This window comes from Microbacterium sp. Cr-K20, assembly GCF_000708325.1.
Taxonomy (GTDB): domain Bacteria; phylum Actinomycetota; class Actinomycetes; order Actinomycetales; family Microbacteriaceae; genus Microbacterium.
In genome coordinates, this window is sequence record NZ_JARE01000046.1 from 15,630 (window position 1) to 32,545 (window position 16,916).

The following is a 16,916-nucleotide window of genomic DNA, read 5'->3' on the forward strand; positions in this document are numbered from 1 at the left end:
ATCTGAGTGGTTCGTCGCGGCGATAGCCTGGCGGGATGGACGACGCCGCTTCGGAACACACGACCGCCGACACTCCGGCGGGCCCGACGCACGGCGGCTCGACTGCCCAGCCCGGCTATGGAGTGGGCCCCTGGCCCGGAGGAGAAGAGGCGTGGCCTGCAGGTGAGCAGTACGACCCCGAACTCCTCGCGGCAGGCGACACCCGTAACGTGATCGACCGCTACCGCTACTGGCGGATGGAGGCGATCGTCGCCGACCTCGACACCCAGCGGCACCCGTTCCACGTCGCCATCGAGAACTGGCAGCACGACATGAACATCGGATCGATCGTGCGCAGCGCCAACGCGTTCCTCGCCGACACCGTGCACATCATCGGTCGCCGCCGCTGGAACAAGCGCGGGGCCATGGTCACCGATCGCTACCAGCACGTGGTGCACCACGAAGACGTCGAGACCTTCGCCGCCTGGGCTGCGGCGGAGGGCCTCCCGATCATCGCGGTCGACAACGTCGAGGGTGCCGTGCCCGTCGATCGCGCCGAACTCCCGCAGCGCTGCGTGCTGCTGTTCGGTCAGGAAGGACCCGGACTCTCGGCCGAGGCGCTCGCCGCAGCATCCGCCCACATCGAGATCACCCAGTACGGCTCGACGCGCTCGATCAACGCCAGTGCCGCTGCCGCCGTGATCATGTACGAGTGGTGCCGGAGATACGCGGGCTGAGCGCCGCCGGAAACCCCTCGACAGGCGGTGGCTGCGGGCGTAGCGTGAGTGCCGATCGAGGAGGTCGACATGGCAGTCGTCACACCCATCCGCCCGTTCCTCTGGTTCGTCGACAGGGCGCAGGAGGCGATGGAGTACTACGTCTCGGTGTTCCCGAACTCGTCGATCGACAGCGTGACCTACTATCGGATGAGAACCTCAGTGAGCACTTCGAGGGCATGACCGGGAAGGTCATCAACGGGGAGTTCACTCTGAACGGAACGCGATTCGGCTGCCTCGACGGGGGTCCGGAGTTCACCTTCAACGAGGCCGTCTCCTTCGTGATCGAGTGCGCCGACCAGGAAGAGATCGACCGCTACTGGCAGGCGCTCTCCGCGGTGCCGGAGGCGGAGGCATGCGGCTGGTGCAAAGACCGGTTCGGCGTCAGCTGGCAGGTGGTCCCCGCCGGGCTCGACCTTCTGCAGCAGCGCCCGGAGCAGATCCAGGCGCTGATGCACATGAAGAAGATCGTGATCTCGGAGCTCGAGATCGCCTGAGCTGGTCGGTGCCGGTCAGCCGCGATCGATGCCGAAGAGGTGGCGGTAGATCGCGTTGACGTCGCGATCCAGATGATCGATGCGCCCGTGGACCGAGCTGATCTCCGTGCGCACATGGGCGAACTCGCTCCGCATCTCGGTCCGCACGCTGGCGAACTCGTTGCGGACCTCGGTCCGCACGCTCTCGAACTCGTTCTGCATCGTGCGCAGGAACATCGTCGAGATCAGCGTGATCGTGCCGAACATGCCCGCGGCGAAAACGCCGATCAGCGTCCATACCTGTGGTTCCGTCATCCCCAGCATCCCTTCAGTGTCCCCCGATCATCGTCGAGTGCACCAGGGTTTCCGCGCGTAGTATTCCGCGGATTCCGGTGGTGGGGGAGAAGTCGCGATGGAGCGGATCGGTGCAGTTCCAGACGCCCCGGCGTCACGCGGTCGCCGAGAGCCAGCGCCCGGATCGCACGCGCCAGCCGAGAGTGCCCAGACGCGCGAGCAGATAGACGCCGAAGAAGGCGACCGCGAGCCAGACGAGTCCCGCGGTGCCGTCGACCCCGGTCGCGGCGATGATCCACAGCGCCGGGAGGAACGGGACCAGGTTCAGGCCCCCGGCGATCGCGAGGTAGCGGGCGTCGTTCGCGCCCATGAGCACCCCGTCGAGCACGAACACGACACCCGCGATCGGTTGGGCGACGGCGAGCACGAGCAGTGCCGGCTGCACGAGGGCGGCGATCTCCGCCGACCCCGTGAACACGATGCCGAGCACCCCGGAGAGCGCGGCGATCAGGCCGCCGACGATGACGCCGAACCACGCGCCCCAGGCCAGGGTGCGGGCCAGCACCCGGTGGACCTGCCGTTCGTCTCCGGCGCCCAGCTCCTTGCCGATGAGTGCCTGCGCGGCGATCGCGAGGGCATCGAGTGCGAATGCCGCGGCCGAGAAGATCGTGAACACGATCTGCCACCCTGCCAGCTCCTCGGTGCCGATGCCGGTGGCGATGCCCACGGTCGCGAGCAGGGCGACGCGCAGGCTCACGGTCCGAAGGAACAGCCATCCGCCCGACGTCGCCGTGCTGCGGATGCCCGCGCGCTGGGCGCGCAACGAGGCGCTGTGACGGGTCGCCAGGCGGCGGATGACCAGGGCGTACGCGGCGACCATGCCCCACTGCGCCGTCACGGTGCCGGCGGCCGAGCCCGCGATACCCCACCCGAGTCCGTAGATGAAGAGCCAGTTGAGCAGGGCGTTCGCGCCGAAGCCGAGCCCCGCGATCCAGAGCGGCGTCATCGTGTCCTGCATGCCGCGCAGCAGGCCGGTCGCGGCGAACACGATGAGCATCGCCGGCAGGCCCCACATCGAGATCACCAGGTACTCGTTGGCCTGCTGTGCGACGGCCTCGTTCGCGCCGAACAACGAGACCAGCCACGGTGAGGAGACCGCGCCGACGACGGCGAGCACCGCGCCGAGTCCGAGCGCGAGCCACATGCCGTTGATACCGACCGACACGGCCTCGCCCGGCTGTCCGGCGCCGAAGCGGCGGGCGACCGCCGGAGTGGTCGAGTAGGCGAGGAACACCATGAGCCCGACGATCGTCTGCAGCACGGCTCCCGCGATGCCGAGGCCGGCGAGCGGGGTGGTGCCGAGGTGTCCGACCAGGGCGGCATCCACGATCAGGAACGCGGGCTCGGCGATCAGCGCGCCGAGAGCCGGGACCGCGAGGCGCAGGATCTCTCGGTTGAGGGAGGGGCGCGCGGTCATCCTCCGAGCCTATGACCTGGCGCCGACCTCGTCCGTCCGCGCCCCCGAGAGCCGTCATAGGGTGGGAGGGAATCGGATGCCGCGGAGGTGCATCATGACGGATCCCCGAGAAGCTGCGGCGCGCTACCGCGCGCAGCAGCAGCAGGCCGAGACCGCGGACGGCGATGAGGAGTCGGGCGCCCCGCCGGGAGCCGGTGCCGCCGTCGACAGGGCCGCCTTCATCGAGACGGCGATCCAGGTGGCGATCCGTCGCGGCGAGTTCGACGATCTTCCCGGCGCGGGCAAACCGCTGGAGGGACTCGGCACCCACCACGACCCGGACTGGTGGATACGCCGCAAGATCGAGACCGAGAACCTCACCGGACTCGGCCCGCCCGCCATCCTGCTGCGCACCGAGGACCGGGAGCTCAACGACCAGCTCGACCTGCTCGGCCGCGAGTCGGACGTGCGTGACGTGCTCGAGGACTTCAACAAGCGCGTGCGCGAGGCGCGTCGCCAGCTCCAGGGCGGACCTCCCGTCGTGACCGAACCGAGGGATGTCGACGCCGAGGTGGTGGCCTGGGCGGAGCGTCGGGCGGTGAGGCCCGCGGCCGCGCCGGTGCCGGAGCCGCGCCGCCGACGCTTCGGTCGGCGACGCCGCTGAAGTCCGCTGCGCTTCCCGCGGTGAAATGCGCCTCGTTCGGCCGGATGCCGCGAGTCTGGCCGAACGAAGCGCGATCGGCCGAAGATGGTGCAGCGAATCGGCCTGACGTCCGAGGCGGGTCATAGGCTGGTGCGCATGACTGACGTTCTTCCCGTGGGCCTCGCCCTTGATGAGTTCAGCTCCGACATCCGCCCGCAGGACGACCTCTATCGTCACGTGAACGGCGCCTGGCTCTCGCGCACCGAGATCCCCGGCGACAAGGCGCGGTGGGGCTCGTTCCATCTTCTCGCCGAGCAGGCCGAGAAAGACGTGCGGGCGATCATCGAGGAGTCGCAGGATGCCGAGGAGGGCACGCTCGCCCGCAAGATCGGCGACCTGTTCGCGAGCTTCATGGACACCGAGCGCATCGATGCCGCCGGTCTCTCTCCGCTGGTGGAGACCCTCGCCGAGGTCGACGCCATCGACGGCATCCCGGCGTTCCTGCGCACGGTGGGCGCCTACGACCGCGACGGTCGCGCGGCCGTGATCGGCATGTACGTCGACGGCGACCCGGGCGACCCGGAGCGCTACCTGCCCGTGCTCATGCAGGCCGGGCTGTCCCTGCCGGATGAGAGCTACTTCCGGCTCGACACGTTCGCCGACACCCGGGCCGCCTATCGCGCACACCTCGAACGGCTGCTCGACCTTGCCGGTGTTCCGGATGCCGCGGCGAACGCCGACCGGGCGATCGCGCTCGAGACCGAGCTCGCCGGGCACCACTGGGACAACGTGCGCAGCCGCGACGCCGTGGCGACCTACAACCTCAAGACCTGGGACGAGCTGCAGGAGCTCGCGGGCGTCGACCTGGCTCCGTGGCGCGAAGCGGTGTCGCCGTCGAACCCGGCGGCCTTCGACGAGGTCGTCGTCTCGCAGCCCAGCTTCTTCGAGGGACTCGGCTCGCTCCTCACGCCCGAGCGGCTCGACGACTGGAAGGCGTGGCTGCGGGCCAAGGTCGTGCACGCGGCGGCTCCGTACCTCACCGACGACCTGGTGCAGGAGAACTTCTCGTTCTACGGCACCGAGCTCACCGGCGTGCCGACGATCCGCGAGCGCTGGAAGCGCGGCGTCTCTCTGACCGAGGGCGCGCTCGGCGAGGCGATCGGCAAGGTCTACGTCGAGCGGCACTACCCGCCGACGGCGAAGGCCGCGATGGACGAGCTGGTCGCCCACCTGATCGAGGCGTATCGCCAGAGCATCACCGATCTCGAGTGGATGACCGCCGAGACCCGGGAGCGCGCGCTCGCCAAGCTCGACTCCTTCACGCCCAAGATCGGCCACCCCGAGGTGTGGCGCGACTACTCGAGCCTGGAGATCGACCGCACCGACCTGTTCGGCAACGTGCGCCGGGCGTCGATCTTCGAGCACGACCGCCACGTCGACAAGGTCGGCAAGCCCATCGACCGCCTCGAATGGCACATGCCGCCGCAGATGGTCAACGCGTACTACAACCCGTCCATGAACGAGATCGTGTTCCCTGCGGCCATCCTGCAGTACCCGTTCTTCGACGCGAGCCGCGACGCCGCCGCGAACTACGGCGGGATCGGCGCGGTCATCGGGCACGAGATCGGTCACGGCTTCGACGACCAGGGCAGCCGCTACGACGGCGACGGCCGACTCCAGGACTGGTGGACCGACGCCGACCGTTCGGCCTTCGAGGAACGCACCAAGGCGCTCATCGCGCAGTACGACGCGCTCGTCCCCGAAGGGCTCGACGCTGAGCACCACGTCAACGGCGCCCTCACGATCGGTGAGAACATCGGCGACCTCGGCGGCCTCGGCATCGCGCTCAAGGCCTACGAGCTCTCGCTCGGCGGCGCGGAGGCCCCGGTCATCGACGGGTACACGGGCGTGCAGCGCCTGCTGCTCTCGTGGGCGCAGGTGTGGCAGCAGAAGAGCCGCGACGCCGAGACGCTGCGGCTGCTGACCATCGATCCGCACTCGCCGAACGAGTTCCGCTGCAACCAGATCGTGCGCAACATCGACGCGTTCTACGAGGCGTTCGGCGTGGGCGAGGAAGACGCCCTGTGGCTCCCCGAGTCGTCGCGTGTGACCATCTGGTGACCAATCGTCTGACTCTGTGATGCATCCCCCGGCGGTGGGGTTACGATAGCCCTGCCGCTGGGGAGCGCTTCCCCGCGGTATCCCGCAAATCCCCCCCTCGTAAGGATCACGCGTGGGCGCTCTCGAGCCTGGTGAAGGGTTCCGCAACTCCTCGGCCCCGGAGTCTGTCGGCGGTGCGCCGGAGTCTTCTGCGGGCCGTCGCTCCCAGCGGACCAGTCGTCGCCTCCCGCGCCGCGCCGCGCTCGGGCGCCGCTCCTTCACGGCCACCCTGCGGTCGCTCGAGGGGTTGGTCGATTCCGGCGCTCAGGTGTCGGTGCACGTCGTCGACCTCGACAATCATGTGCACGTGCTGGCCGGCGACGATCACGTGACCATGCCCGTCGCGGGTCTCGGCGTCGTCCCACTGCTGATCGAGGTGGCCGCCGGTTTCCAGAGTGGAGCGCTCGATCCGTTCGAGATCATTGAGCGGGACAGTGTCGAGGCCGTGGAGACCTCCGGCCTGTGGCGGCATCTGCACGCTCCGGCGCTGCCGCTCGAGGATCTCGCCGTGCTGGCCGCGACAGCCGGCGATCCGATCGCCGTGAACGCCCTGCTGCAGAAGGTCGGACATGACCGGGTGCGCGAGCGCATCGAGTCGCTCGGGCTGCGCCGTACGGCCCTGCTCGACCGGTTCCGTGACCGCCGCGGTCCGGACGACGCCCCGCAGGTCGCCGTGGGATCCGCTCGGGAGCTCGCCGGGCTGTTCTCGGCCCTGGTGAACTCGCAGGTCGTCGACGCCGCGGTCAGCGCGCAGGTGTCGGAGTGGCTGAGCCTGAACCAGGACCTGAGTCTGGTCGCGGCGTCCACCGGCCTCGACCCGTTCTCGCACGATCACGATGCGCACGGTCTGCTGTTCGTGAACAAGACCGGCCGCGATCGTGGTGTCCGCGCCGAGGCGGGAGTGCTGGCGGGACCCCGTGCCGGCGTCGCCTACTCGCTCATCGTCTGCTTCGACGACCTCTCCATCACGCACCGGCTGCGCGCGCACGACGCCTTCCGGGTGCTCGGCGTCGAGCTCATGGAGTACACGCACTGAGAACGGTTCCGTGTCGTTGGCGTGGCCGACCCCGGACCGGCTGCGACCGCCGCGCCCCGGCGACCCGGACCCGCGCACGATCTCCCGCTGACGGCGCGGGGAGGGGAACTCAGCCGGGCAGGGACGGATGCTGCTCGGAGCTGCGCTGCTTCGGGATGAAGAGCGACAGCACGACCGCGATGATGCCGGCGGCGATCGCGAGCCAGAAGCACACCTCGAACGCGGCGCGGGTCGGAACCGCGACACCGTCGACGTCGATGCTCATCGCCGCGAGCACCCCGCCCATGACGGCCGAGGCGCTCGAGGTGCCGACCGAGCGGAACAGGGCGTTCAGGCCGTTCGAGGCGCCGGTCTCGTTCGCCGGCACCGACCGCATGATGATCATGGGCATCGCGGCGAAGGTGAAGCCGATGCCGACTCCGATGAAGATGTTGGCGACGAAGATGTGCCACACCTCGGAAGACCACAGCAGGACGAACACGTAGGCGAGCACGATCGCGCCGGCGCCGACGGTGAACAGCGGCCGCGGTCCGACCGTGCGCTCGAGCCAGCCGGAGAGCGGTGAGATCACCATCATCACGAGGCCGGCGGGCATGATCACGAGGGACGCCGCGAGCATGTCGAGCCCGAATCCGGCGCCGCCGACCGCGGGCATCTCGAGCAGCTGCGGGAACGTCACGTTCGAGGCGAACAGTGCGAACCCCATGCCGATCGCGGCGATGTTGGTGAACAGCACGGCGGGGCGCGCCGCCACCCGCAGGTCGAGCAGCGGGTCCTTCGTGCGCAGCTGGTACCAGCCCCACACCAGCAGCACGGCCAGCCCGCCGATGATGCAGACCAGTGTGAGGGGTGAGGTCCAGCCCCACTGCGCACCCCGGGAGACGAAGAGCAAGATGCCGGTGAGGCCGATGGCCAGCCCGATGGCGCCGAGCACATCGAGGCGCCCGGGGGAGCGGAGCACATCCTCGGGGATCACGGCCAGCACGAGCAGCAGTCCGACGACGCCGAGCGCGGCCGCGAGCCAGAACAGCATGTGCCAGTCGGCGTTCTGGGCGAGGAGAGCGGCGACGGGCATGCCGATCGCGCCGCCGACGCCCATGGTCGCGCTCATAAGGGCGACCGCGGTGCCGAGCCGCTCGGTCGGCAGCACGTCGCGCATGATCGCGATGCCGAGGGGGACCACGCCCGTCACGGCGCCCTGGAGTGCGCGCCCGATGATCACGCCGATGATCGAGCCGGAGACCGCGGCGATCACGGAGCCGAGGATCAGGATCGCGAGCAGCACGATCACGACGCGGCGTTTGCCGTACATGTCGCCCAGTCGGCCCGAGATCGGCGTGGCGACCGCGGCCACCAGCAGCGTGATCGTGACGACCCAGGTGGTGTCCTCGCGGGACGCGTTCAGCAGTTGCGGCAGCTCGGCCTGCAACGGCACGACGAGCGTGAACATGAACGACGAGCAGAGACCCGCGAAGGCGAGGACCGCGACGATCGCCCACTTCGGCGGGGTTCGGGAGAGGCGCTTCCTGGCTCTGTCGTCGTTCGCACCCACCGGCTCAGGCTATCGGCGATCCGACGGTGCGGGGCCGTCGGAGAGGTCCGATCCGGGCTCCGTTTCCTCGAACGGGCCCAGGAGGGGCAGACTGGGTGCGTGCGAACCATCCGCGATCTCGACACCGTTGAACTCATCCTCGACGCGCAGGGCCTGCTCGACTCCATCCGGGGTCCGCAGCGCGTGGTGGATGCCGGCACCCTGCGCGCCCTGCAGCAGTCGGGCAACTACGTCGTCGGCTTCTTCGACGGCGAGGGCGACGAGGAGCGCATGGTCGGCGCCTCCATCGCCTTCTTCGGCGAGCCCGCCCGACGTGCGATGCACTCGCACATCACGGCGCTGCTGCCGGAGTACCGTGGGCGCGGCTGGGGTCGCGAGCTCAAGGAGCACCAGCGTCAGTGGGCGTTCTCGCGCGACGTCGGACGCATCACCTGGGTGTTCGACCCGCTCGTGGCGCGCAACGCGCACTTCTTCTTCTCGGTGCTGGGCGCCCGTGCGACCGGCTACTCCGTGAACCGCTACGGCATCTTCGGCGGCGGCGACGCGGGTGACGAGAGCGACCGGCTGGACGTCGAGTGGGCGCTCGCCGACATCGCCAAGCCCCCGGCCGACGACGCGGTGGTCGAGACCCTCGAGATCCCCGCCGACATCGAGGCGATGCGCGTCTCCGACCCGGCGGCCGCCCACGAGTGGCGGCTGCGCCTGCGCGCGCAGATGGAGGGGCTGCTCGGCAGCGGCCTGACCATCGCCGGCTACGACAACGCGCGCGGCTACCTCTTCACCGCCTGAGCCGGGCGGCCGGATCGCCGATGCGGGGCGCGCTCAGCGCACCCCGCGCATGAGCTTCAGCACGGGCTTGACGCTCAGCAGCAGTCCGATGCCGACGACGATGGCGATCCCCCCGAGGATCGAGAAGAAGGGCACCTCGTCGTCGGGGTTGTAGAACTGCACGAGCCATCCGGAGATCGCCGTCCCGAGCGCGATCGACAGGAAGAACAGCGCGACCATCTGCGTGCGGAACACGCCAGGTGCGAGCTTCGTGGCAGCCGACAGGCCGACCGGCGAGATGAGCAGCTCCGCCACCGTGAACACGAAGAGGATCCCGACGATCGCCAGCAGCGGCGTGGAGTTCTCCCCGCCGCCGGCGAACGGCAGGAAGAGCAGGAACGCCGATCCCATGATGATCGCCGCGAGCGCGAACTTCACGGGCGTCGAAGGCTGACGCTTTCCGAGCTTCGTCCAGATCGCGGCGAAGACACCGGACAGGATGATGATGAAGACCGGGTTGATCGACTGCACCCAGGAGACGGGCATCTCCCAGCCGAACAGGTTGCGGTTCAGACGCTGGTCGGAGTAGATCGTCAGCACCGTGAACTGCTGCTGATACAGCGACCAGAACGCGACGCTCGTGATGAACAGCGGCAGGAACGCCCACACCCGCGATCGTTCGGTGGCGTCGATGCGACGGCTGCCGAGGATCACGGAGAAGTAGGTGATCGCGGCGACGATCGTGACACCGATCACCAGGGTGGCGAGGTTGTCGGGGCGGATCACGCCGGTGAGCACGAGGACGGCGATGAGCACGATCGCGGCGGCCGCGATGAGTCCGACCAGCGGATAGCGGGACTTCGGGAGGGGGTTCGGCACCTCCCGCGCCGAGGCGGGCAGCGCCTTGCGGCCGAACGAGTACTGGATGAGCCCGAGCGTCATCCCGATGGCCGCAAGTCCGAAGCCGTAGTGGAAGCCGAGCGAGGACTGCAGGATGCCGGTGAGGATCGGTCCCAGGAACGCGCCGAGGTTGATGCCCAGGTAGAAGAGCGAGAAGCCGGCATCCCGGCGCGGGTCGTCGGCGCTGTAGAGGCTGCCGACGACCGATGTGGCGTTCGCCTTGAGTCCGCCGGATCCGAGTGCCACGAGCACGAGGCCGACGCCGACGCCGACCGCCCCGGGCAGCAACGCCAGGGCGAGGTGGCCCGCCACGATCACCATCGCGCTCACGAACAGCACCCGCTCCGCGCCGAACAGGCGGTCGGCGAGCCAGGCCCCGAGGATCGTCGACAGGTAGACCGACCCTCCGTACGCGCCCACGATGCCGCCCGCGACCGCCTTGGGGATGCCGAGGCCACCCTCGGTCATCTCGAAGTACAGGTAGATGAGCAGGATGCCCTGCATGCCGTAGAAGCTGAACCGCTCCCACATCTCCACGCCGAAGATGTGCACGAGCGCCCAGGGTTGGCCGAAGAAGCGGGTGTCTTCGTCGCGGGTCCGCCGAGTGCGCGCAGAAGTGCTCATCCCAGGACGGTACTCCGCGGTGGGCCGAGGGGCCAGGTCCCGCGCGGGACGACGGATAGAATGAGTTGCCCGTGTTCACGGGTCTTCTCCCGCATCCGACCATTGGAGCCACCATGGCCGAACAGTCCCGCCTCGACAAGGTCATCGCCCTCGCCCGCCACCGCGGGTTCGTGTTCCAAGCGGGTGAGATCTACGGCGGTTCTCGATCGGCCTGGGACTACGGGCCCCTCGGTACGGAGCTCAAGGAGAACATCCGCCGCCAGTGGTGGCAGACCTTCGTCCGCGGCCGCGGCGACATGGTCGGCCTCGACTCCAGCATCATCCTCCCCAAGCGCGTGTGGGAGGCGTCGGGTCACGTCGCCACGTTCACCGATCCGCTGGTCGAGTGCCTGCAGTGCCACAAGCGCTTCCGCGCCGACAACCTCATCGAGGACTTCGAGGCGCGCAAGGGCCGCAAGGCCGAGAACGGTCTCGCCGACATCCCCTGCCCGAACTGCGGCACCAAGGGGCAGTACACCGAGCCGAAGGCTTTCTCCGGCCTGGTGAAGACCTATCTGGGTGTCGTCGACGACGAGTCGGGTCTGTACTTCCTGCGCCCCGAGACGGCGCAGGGCATCTTCGTGAACTTCTCGAACGTGCTCACCGCGAGCCGCAAGAAGCCGCCGTTCGGCATCGGCCAGGTCGGCAAGGCGTTCCGCAACGAGATCACCCCCGGCAACTTCATCTTCCGCACCCGCGAGTTCGAGCAGATGGAGATCGAGTTCTTCACGCCCCCGGCCGAGGCGCAGGAGTGGTTCGAGCACTGGGTCGAGGCCTGCTGGAACTGGTTCATCGACCTGGGCATCGACCCGGAGAACATGCGTCAGTTCGACGTGCCCGAAGACGACCGCGCCCACTACTCGGCGGGCACGATCGACGTCGAGTACAAGTTCGGGTTCGCGGGCAAGGAGTGGGGCGAGCTCATGGGCGTCGCCAACCGCACCGACTACGACCTCTCCAGCCACAGCGAGGCGTCGGGCCAGAGCCTGACGTACTTCGACCAGGCCACCGGGGAGCGCTACACCCCGTACGTGATCGAGCCGTCGTTCGGTCTCACCCGCGCCATGATGGCGTTCCTCGTCGACGCGTACCGCGAGGAGCAGGTGCCCAACGCCAAGGGCGGCACCGACGTGCGCACGGTGCTCAAGCTCGACCCGCGCCTCGCCCCGGTCAAGGCCGCCGTGCTGCCGCTGTCGCGCAACGAGAAGCTGTCGCCGCTCGCCCGCGAGGTCGCCGACACGCTCCGCAGCTCCTGGGCCGTCGACTTCGACGACGCGGGTGCGATCGGTCGCCGCTACCGTCGCCAGGACGAGATCGGCACCCCGTTCTGCGTCACGGTCGACTTCGACTCGCTCGACGACCGCGCCGTCACGGTGCGCGACCGCGACACCATGGCGCAGGAGCGCGTCTCGATCGACGAGCTGCACGCGTACCTCGCGGAGCGTCTGCGCGGCGCCTGAGGTTCCCGCGATCAAGACCCCGTCGGCCCGAGTGGCCGGCGGGGTCTTTCAAGCGCTCCCGGCGACCGCCCGCGCATACCGCTCGGAGAGCAGCTGCAGCCGCGGGAGCAGCTCGGGCGGACTCTCGACCGTGAAGTCCATCATCAGCATCCCGATGTAGGCGGCGACGGTGTCGAGGCTGTCCGCACCCGTGACGAGGATGCAGTGCTCGTCGTCGACCGGTTCGACCACGCCGACCGCGGCATGGATCCGGTCGAGCACGGCCTCGGCGGGTGCGTCGATCCGCAGTCGGGCGTGCACCTTCCAGCCGCTCACCGCGATGGTCCGCATCGCGAACGCCGTGTAGTCGCCGCCGGGGAGGGGCTGCGGATCGAAGCGGCGATGCGTCGGCATCCGCAGCTCCATCCAGTCGACGCGGTAAGTTCCCCATTCGTCGGTCTGCGGATCGCGGGCCACGAGGTACCACCGCCGCACCCACGTGAGCAGCCGGTACGGCTCGACCAGCACGGGCGTTCCGTCGTAGTCGAAGCGCAGCCATTCCCCGTTGCGGATCGCGCTCGCGATGGCCTGCAGTGCGGCGGCGTCGACCTCGGGGTCCGGGGCGTCGGTGTCGTTGTTCTCGGGGGCGCGGTCGACGCTCGAGCGGAGGGCGTCGACCGTGGGGCGCAGATGCGACGGCAACACCTGCTCGAGCTTGGCGAGTGCCCTGGCGCCCGACTCGGCGATGCCCGTGATCCCGGCCGCCGCGCGGAGACCGACGGTGACGGCCACCGCCTCCTCGTCGTCGAGCAGCAGGGGCGGCAGCTTTCCTCCTGCACCGAGCCGGTAGCCGCCGACGGACCCTCGCGTGGCGTCGACGGGATAGCCGAGGTCGCGCAGCCGCTCGATGTCGTGTCGCACGGTACGCGCCGAGACGCCGAGACGCGACGCGAGGTCGCTTCCGGAGCGCTCCGGACCGGTCTGCAAGAGGGCCAGCAACGCGAGCAGACGAGCGGTCGGGTCGGCCATCGGAACTCCTCGCAAGTGATTTGTTTATTAGGAACGAATCCAACCTAATGCCCTTCTACCTTCGAGATATGGAAAACACGACGCTCGCCTTCCGCCCCTTCACCGTCTCGGTCTCCGCCACCGAGGTCGCCGATCTCCAGGATCGCCTCGCCCGCACCCGTCTTCCGCAGCCGTCGCCGACGGACGACTGGGATGCCGGCGCCCCCAACTCCTACCTGCGCGAGGCCGTCGCCGCCTGGCGAGACTTCGACTGGGCTGCGGCCCAGGAGCGGATCAACGCGGTCCCGCACTTCACCACCGAGATCGACGGCCAGACCATCCACTTCCTCCACGTGCGCTCGGCTCACGAGGGTGCGACGCCGCTGCTCCTCGCGCACACCTACCCCGGTTCGTCGGTCGACTACCTCGACCTGATCGACCGGCTCGTCGACCCGGTGGCTCACGGCGGCCGTGCCGAAGACGCCTTCGACGTCGTGATCCCGGATGCTCCGGGCTACGGTTTCTCGCAGCCTCTGGCCTCGACGGGCTGGACGGTCGGTCGGGTCGCCGCCGCCTACGACCGCCTCATGCGCGGGCTCGGCTACGACAGCTACGGCATCCACGGCTCCGACAACGGCGCGATGGTGGCCCGTGAGCTGGGGCTGCTCGAGCCCGCAGGCTTCCTCGGACTCCACGTGCTGCAGCTGTTCTCCTTCCCCTCGGGCGACCCGGCGGAGTTCGAGAAGCTGGAGCCTGCGGACTACGCCGGCCTCGAGCACATGCAGTGGTTCCAGTCCGTCGGCGGGTACAACACGATGAACGCCTCGCGCCCGCAGACCGTGTCGGTGGGGCTCAGCGACTCCCCGGTCGGGCTGCTCGCCTACAGCGAGCTGTTCAACTCGTTCGGCAACGGCACGTCTCTCGTGCCGCTCGAGAGGATCCTGCTCGAGGTCAGCGTGAACTGGTTCGCGAACGCGGCCTCGGGCATGAGCCGCAGCTACCTGGAGAACGCCAGGGCGGATGCCGCGGCAGAGGGCGCCGAGCCGCGGATCAATGCCGCACGGACCGGGGTCGCCGTGTTCGCGGACGACTTCCAGACGATCCGGGTCTTCGCCGAGCGCGACAACACGAACATCGTGCACTGGAGCCGCTTCGACGAGGGCGGACACTTCGCCGCCCTGGAGCGTCCGGACCTGCTGGCCGACGACATCCGCGCATTCTTCTCAGCGCAGGCCTGATCCCGCACACTGCAGACCCGTCCGTGCCGCTGCCGCACGGGCGGGTCTCGCGTGTCAACCGGTGACGGTGAGCTGCACCTCGGGGGTGCCGCCCGCCTCGACCCACGCGAGCGAGCGTTCGAGGATGCCGCGGAGCACGTCGAGGTCGACCTGCTCCAGGTCCTTGATGTACAGGCATCCGACGCCCGTGGTGTGCGGGCCGAGCTCGGCGAGTGCCTCGGTGTGGGCACCGACGCCGTCGAAGAGGTAGATCGTGGTCGCGGCCTTGCGGGGTGCGAAGCCGAGCAGTCCGCTGTCGCCCTCGGTGCCGGTCGGGTAGCGGTAGTGGCACGAACCGAAGCCGATGATGGTGCCCCAGGTCTGCGGCTCGCGGCCGGTGATCTCCTGCATGAGTGCGGTCAGCGTCTCGGCGTCCCGGCGGCGGATGGCGGGGGAGGAGCGGGCGATGAGCCCCGCGACGTCATCCCCCGTGGGCTTCACTTCGACTCTTTCGCCGCAGCCTTCATGGCCTTCTTGTGCTCGCGCACCTTCGTGAGCGACTCGGGAGAGACGATGTCGGCGACACTGCGGTACGAGCCGTCTTCGCCGTATGCACCTGCGGCCTCGCGCCAGCCCTCGCCCGTGAAGCCGTACTGCTTGCCCAGCAGAGCCAGGAAGATCTTCGCCTTCTGCTCGCCGAATCCGGGGAGGGCCTTCAGGCGCTTCAGCACCTCGGGTCCATCCGGATCGCCCTCGGTCCAGAGGGCGGCGGCGTCGCCGTCCCAGTCATCGACGAGCGTCTGGCACAGCGTCTGCACGCGCGTCGCCATCGACCCGGGGAAGCGGTGCACGGCCGGGGTCTGTCGGAAAGCCTCGAGGAACTCGTCGGGAGCCATGTGCGCGATGGTCGCGGCATCCGCCGCTCCGGTGCGCTGCTCGATCTTGAGGGGACCGGCGAACGCGGTCTCCATGGGGACCTGCTGATCCAGCAGCATCCCCACCAGAAGTGCGAGCGGATTGTCGGTCAGGAGGGCGTCGGCGGCGGTGTCTCCGGTGATGTGAAGGGCCATGCCTCCAGTGTCCCACCCTGCGGTCGAGGCGCGCATCGACCGGCCGATCGCGCGTGCTTCGGCCGTATGGGCGGGAAACGGCCGAGGGAGGTGCAGAAAAGGCCGAAGGGAGCGCGAGCGCGGGTCAGGCGGTGGCTGCGTCGTCCGCGGCAGACGCGTCGGCCTCGGGTGCGATGCCGTACAGGGCGGCGAGCGCCGCGGTGAACTCGTCGGCGCGGCCGGCGGCGGCGAGCTCGTGAGCGCGCACGGTCGGCGTGTGCAGGAGCACGCCCGAGAGGTGACGCAGAGCCTGTTCCACCTTGCCGTCCTCATCGCCGCGCGCACGGGCACGGTCGATCTCGCGCTCGAGCAGCTCGAAGATGTGCGAGCGGAGTGCCACGACCGACGGGGTCACGCTCTGGCGGGAACCCACCACATGGAAGGTCTCCGCGGCCTCGCGGACGACGCTGCGTGCGGCATCCGTCGCCTGCAGCTCTTCGAGTGGCGCGTGCAGGCGGATGGTCTCGAGGTCGAGCAGGGCGACACCCTCGAGGGCGGCGACGGCGGGGTCGACGTTGCGCGGCATGCCGAGGTCGACCACGAGCCGACTGTGGGCGCCGACCGGGCAGCCCGCGGCGACGGCGGCGACCGGGAGCTGCAGGTGCTCCGGGCCGAGAACGGGCTCCGTCGCCGTGGTGCAGGTGATCAGCAGGCTTGAGTGCGCGGCGGTGCGGGCGTACTCGTCGGCGGCGACCGGACGGATGCCGTGCTTCGCGGCGAACACCGCGGCGCGGCCGGAGGGGGAGTACACCGAGATGTCGACGGCGCCGCGCTCACGCAGCGTGGCGAGGGTGACCGCCGCGTAGGCGCCGGTGCCGACCAGCAGCACCCGCTCGGCGGACCAATCCGCGATGCGGCTGTCGGCCAGCTCGAGAGCGAGGCGCACGAGAGAGCGGCCGGCGCGGCCGAGGGCGGTGACGTTCTTGACCTTGCGCTGCGCCTGGCTGGCGCGCTGGAAGAGGCGCTCGAGCTCGGGCGAGGTGGTGCCGTCCTTGCGGGCGGACTTCAGAGCGCGGCGCACCTGACCGGCGATCTCGCCCTCGCCGGAGACGACGGATTCGAGACCGGAGGCGACCGAGAAGAGGTGCTCGGCGACGCGGCGGCCCGAGTGCACGGTGTAGGCGCCGTCGAGTTCTGCGGCGGGGATGCCGGTGGCGGATTCGACCGCTTCGATGACCGCTTCGACCCCGATGGCGCCGGCCGCGGTGAGCGGTTCGTCCATTTCCACGTACGCCTCGAACCGGTTGCACGTCGCGAGGACCACGGCACCCTGCACGCACGGCGTCATACCCACGATGGTGGGAGCGACGTCGTCGGGGGTGCGGCTCAGGCGTTCGAGCAATTCGAAGGAGGCGGTCTTGTGACTCGCCGTCACACACAGCAGCACAGATCGATTGTACCGGAGAGCGTGGCGACCGGGATTCGACCGGGCGAACTCGG

Annotated in this window: 17 protein-coding genes; 9 read left to right on the forward strand and 8 right to left on the reverse strand. The window is 69.4% G+C overall.

Annotated features, from left to right (window positions below; translation table 11 throughout):
* The first annotated feature begins 35 nt into the window (after positions 1–35).
* From GZ67_RS0107995 to GZ67_RS19725, 3 genes are all read left to right on the forward strand, one after another.
* The gene (locus GZ67_RS0107995; protein ID WP_029261254.1) at positions 36–716 is read left to right on the forward strand and encodes a TrmH family RNA methyltransferase; all 681 of its coding nucleotides are present in this window, start codon (positions 36–38) and stop codon (positions 714–716) included.
* Positions 717–785: 69 nt separating this feature from the next.
* Complete coding sequence (locus GZ67_RS21160; protein WP_197021027.1) at positions 786–938, forward strand: VOC family protein; 153 nt, start codon at positions 786–788, stop codon at positions 936–938.
* Positions 935–1,252, forward strand: a complete 318-nt coding sequence (locus GZ67_RS19725) for a VOC family protein (protein ID WP_197021026.1) — start codon at positions 935–937, stop codon at positions 1,250–1,252. The genes GZ67_RS21160 and GZ67_RS19725 overlap by 4 nt, the downstream gene beginning before the upstream one ends.
* A 15-nt stretch (positions 1,253–1,267) precedes the next feature.
* Here the strand turns inward: GZ67_RS19725 and GZ67_RS0108005 are convergent, their stop codons facing one another.
* On the reverse strand, positions 1,268–1,546 hold the full coding sequence (locus tag GZ67_RS0108005; RefSeq protein WP_029261253.1) for a hypothetical protein: 279 nt from the start codon (positions 1,544–1,546) through the stop codon (positions 1,268–1,270).
* Positions 1,547–1,679: 133 nt separating this feature from the next.
* Entirely contained in the window at positions 1,680–3,002 is a 1,323-nt protein-coding gene (locus GZ67_RS0108010; protein ID WP_029261252.1) for an MATE family efflux transporter, read from the reverse strand.
* A 94-nt stretch (positions 3,003–3,096) separates the two neighbouring features.
* Between GZ67_RS0108010 and GZ67_RS0108015 the strand changes: the two genes are divergently transcribed.
* From GZ67_RS0108015 to GZ67_RS0108025, 3 genes are all read left to right on the forward strand, one after another.
* Entirely contained in the window at positions 3,097–3,645 is a 549-nt protein-coding gene (locus tag GZ67_RS0108015; RefSeq protein ID WP_231481741.1) for a J-domain-containing protein, read from the forward strand.
* Between the two features lie 135 nt (positions 3,646–3,780).
* Positions 3,781–5,745, forward strand: coding sequence for a M13 family metallopeptidase (locus tag GZ67_RS0108020; protein WP_029261250.1), 1,965 nt, complete (start codon positions 3,781–3,783; stop codon positions 5,743–5,745).
* A gap of 112 nt (positions 5,746–5,857) precedes the next feature.
* On the forward strand, positions 5,858–6,820 hold the full coding sequence (locus tag GZ67_RS0108025; RefSeq protein WP_029261249.1) for a serine hydrolase: 963 nt from the start codon (positions 5,858–5,860) through the stop codon (positions 6,818–6,820).
* Positions 6,821–6,929: 109 nt separating this feature from the next.
* On the opposite strand, the gene GZ67_RS0108030 is transcribed toward GZ67_RS0108025, so the two are convergent.
* Positions 6,930–8,372 (reverse strand): MFS transporter, encoded by a 1,443-nt coding sequence (locus tag GZ67_RS0108030; protein ID WP_029261248.1) that lies wholly within the window; start codon positions 8,370–8,372, stop codon positions 6,930–6,932.
* Between the two features lie 99 nt (positions 8,373–8,471).
* Between GZ67_RS0108030 and GZ67_RS0108035 the strand changes: the two genes are divergently transcribed.
* Entirely contained in the window at positions 8,472–9,161 is a 690-nt protein-coding gene (locus tag GZ67_RS0108035; RefSeq protein ID WP_029261247.1) for a GNAT family N-acetyltransferase, read from the forward strand.
* Positions 9,162–9,194: 33 nt separating this feature from the next.
* Here GZ67_RS0108035 and GZ67_RS0108040 read toward each other — a convergent pair whose 3' ends face one another.
* Positions 9,195–10,664, reverse strand: a complete 1,470-nt coding sequence (locus GZ67_RS0108040) for a peptide MFS transporter (RefSeq protein WP_029261246.1) — start codon at positions 10,662–10,664, stop codon at positions 9,195–9,197.
* Between the two features lie 113 nt (positions 10,665–10,777).
* Here GZ67_RS0108040 and GZ67_RS0108045 point away from each other — a divergent pair, with 113 nt between their 5' ends.
* The gene (locus tag GZ67_RS0108045) at positions 10,778–12,163 is read left to right on the forward strand and encodes a glycine--tRNA ligase (RefSeq protein ID WP_029261245.1); all 1,386 of its coding nucleotides are present in this window, start codon (positions 10,778–10,780) and stop codon (positions 12,161–12,163) included.
* 48 nt (positions 12,164–12,211) lie between these two features.
* On the opposite strand, the gene GZ67_RS0108050 is transcribed toward GZ67_RS0108045, so the two are convergent.
* On the reverse strand, positions 12,212–13,171 hold the full coding sequence (locus GZ67_RS0108050) for a helix-turn-helix transcriptional regulator (RefSeq protein ID WP_029261244.1): 960 nt from the start codon (positions 13,169–13,171) through the stop codon (positions 12,212–12,214).
* Positions 13,172–13,239: 68 nt separating this feature from the next.
* On the opposite strand from GZ67_RS0108050, the gene GZ67_RS0108055 reads away from it, so the two are divergent.
* The gene (locus tag GZ67_RS0108055; protein WP_029261243.1) at positions 13,240–14,388 is read left to right on the forward strand and encodes an epoxide hydrolase family protein; all 1,149 of its coding nucleotides are present in this window, start codon (positions 13,240–13,242) and stop codon (positions 14,386–14,388) included.
* A 54-nt stretch (positions 14,389–14,442) separates the two neighbouring features.
* Here GZ67_RS0108055 and GZ67_RS0108060 read toward each other — a convergent pair whose 3' ends face one another.
* The 3 genes from GZ67_RS0108060 to GZ67_RS0108070 all read right to left on the reverse strand — a co-directional run bounded on the left by GZ67_RS0108060 (position 14,443) and on the right by GZ67_RS0108070 (position 16,863).
* Complete coding sequence (locus GZ67_RS0108060) at positions 14,443–14,868, reverse strand: DUF1801 domain-containing protein (RefSeq protein ID WP_029261242.1); 426 nt, start codon at positions 14,866–14,868, stop codon at positions 14,443–14,445.
* Positions 14,865–15,437 (reverse strand): HhH-GPD-type base excision DNA repair protein, encoded by a 573-nt coding sequence (locus GZ67_RS0108065; RefSeq protein ID WP_029261241.1) that lies wholly within the window; start codon positions 15,435–15,437, stop codon positions 14,865–14,867. The genes GZ67_RS0108060 and GZ67_RS0108065 overlap by 4 nt, the downstream gene beginning before the upstream one ends.
* A 124-nt stretch (positions 15,438–15,561) precedes the next feature.
* Positions 15,562–16,863 (reverse strand): glutamyl-tRNA reductase, encoded by a 1,302-nt coding sequence (locus GZ67_RS0108070; protein WP_029261240.1) that lies wholly within the window; start codon positions 16,861–16,863, stop codon positions 15,562–15,564.
* Between the last annotated feature and the right edge of the window lie 53 nt (positions 16,864–16,916).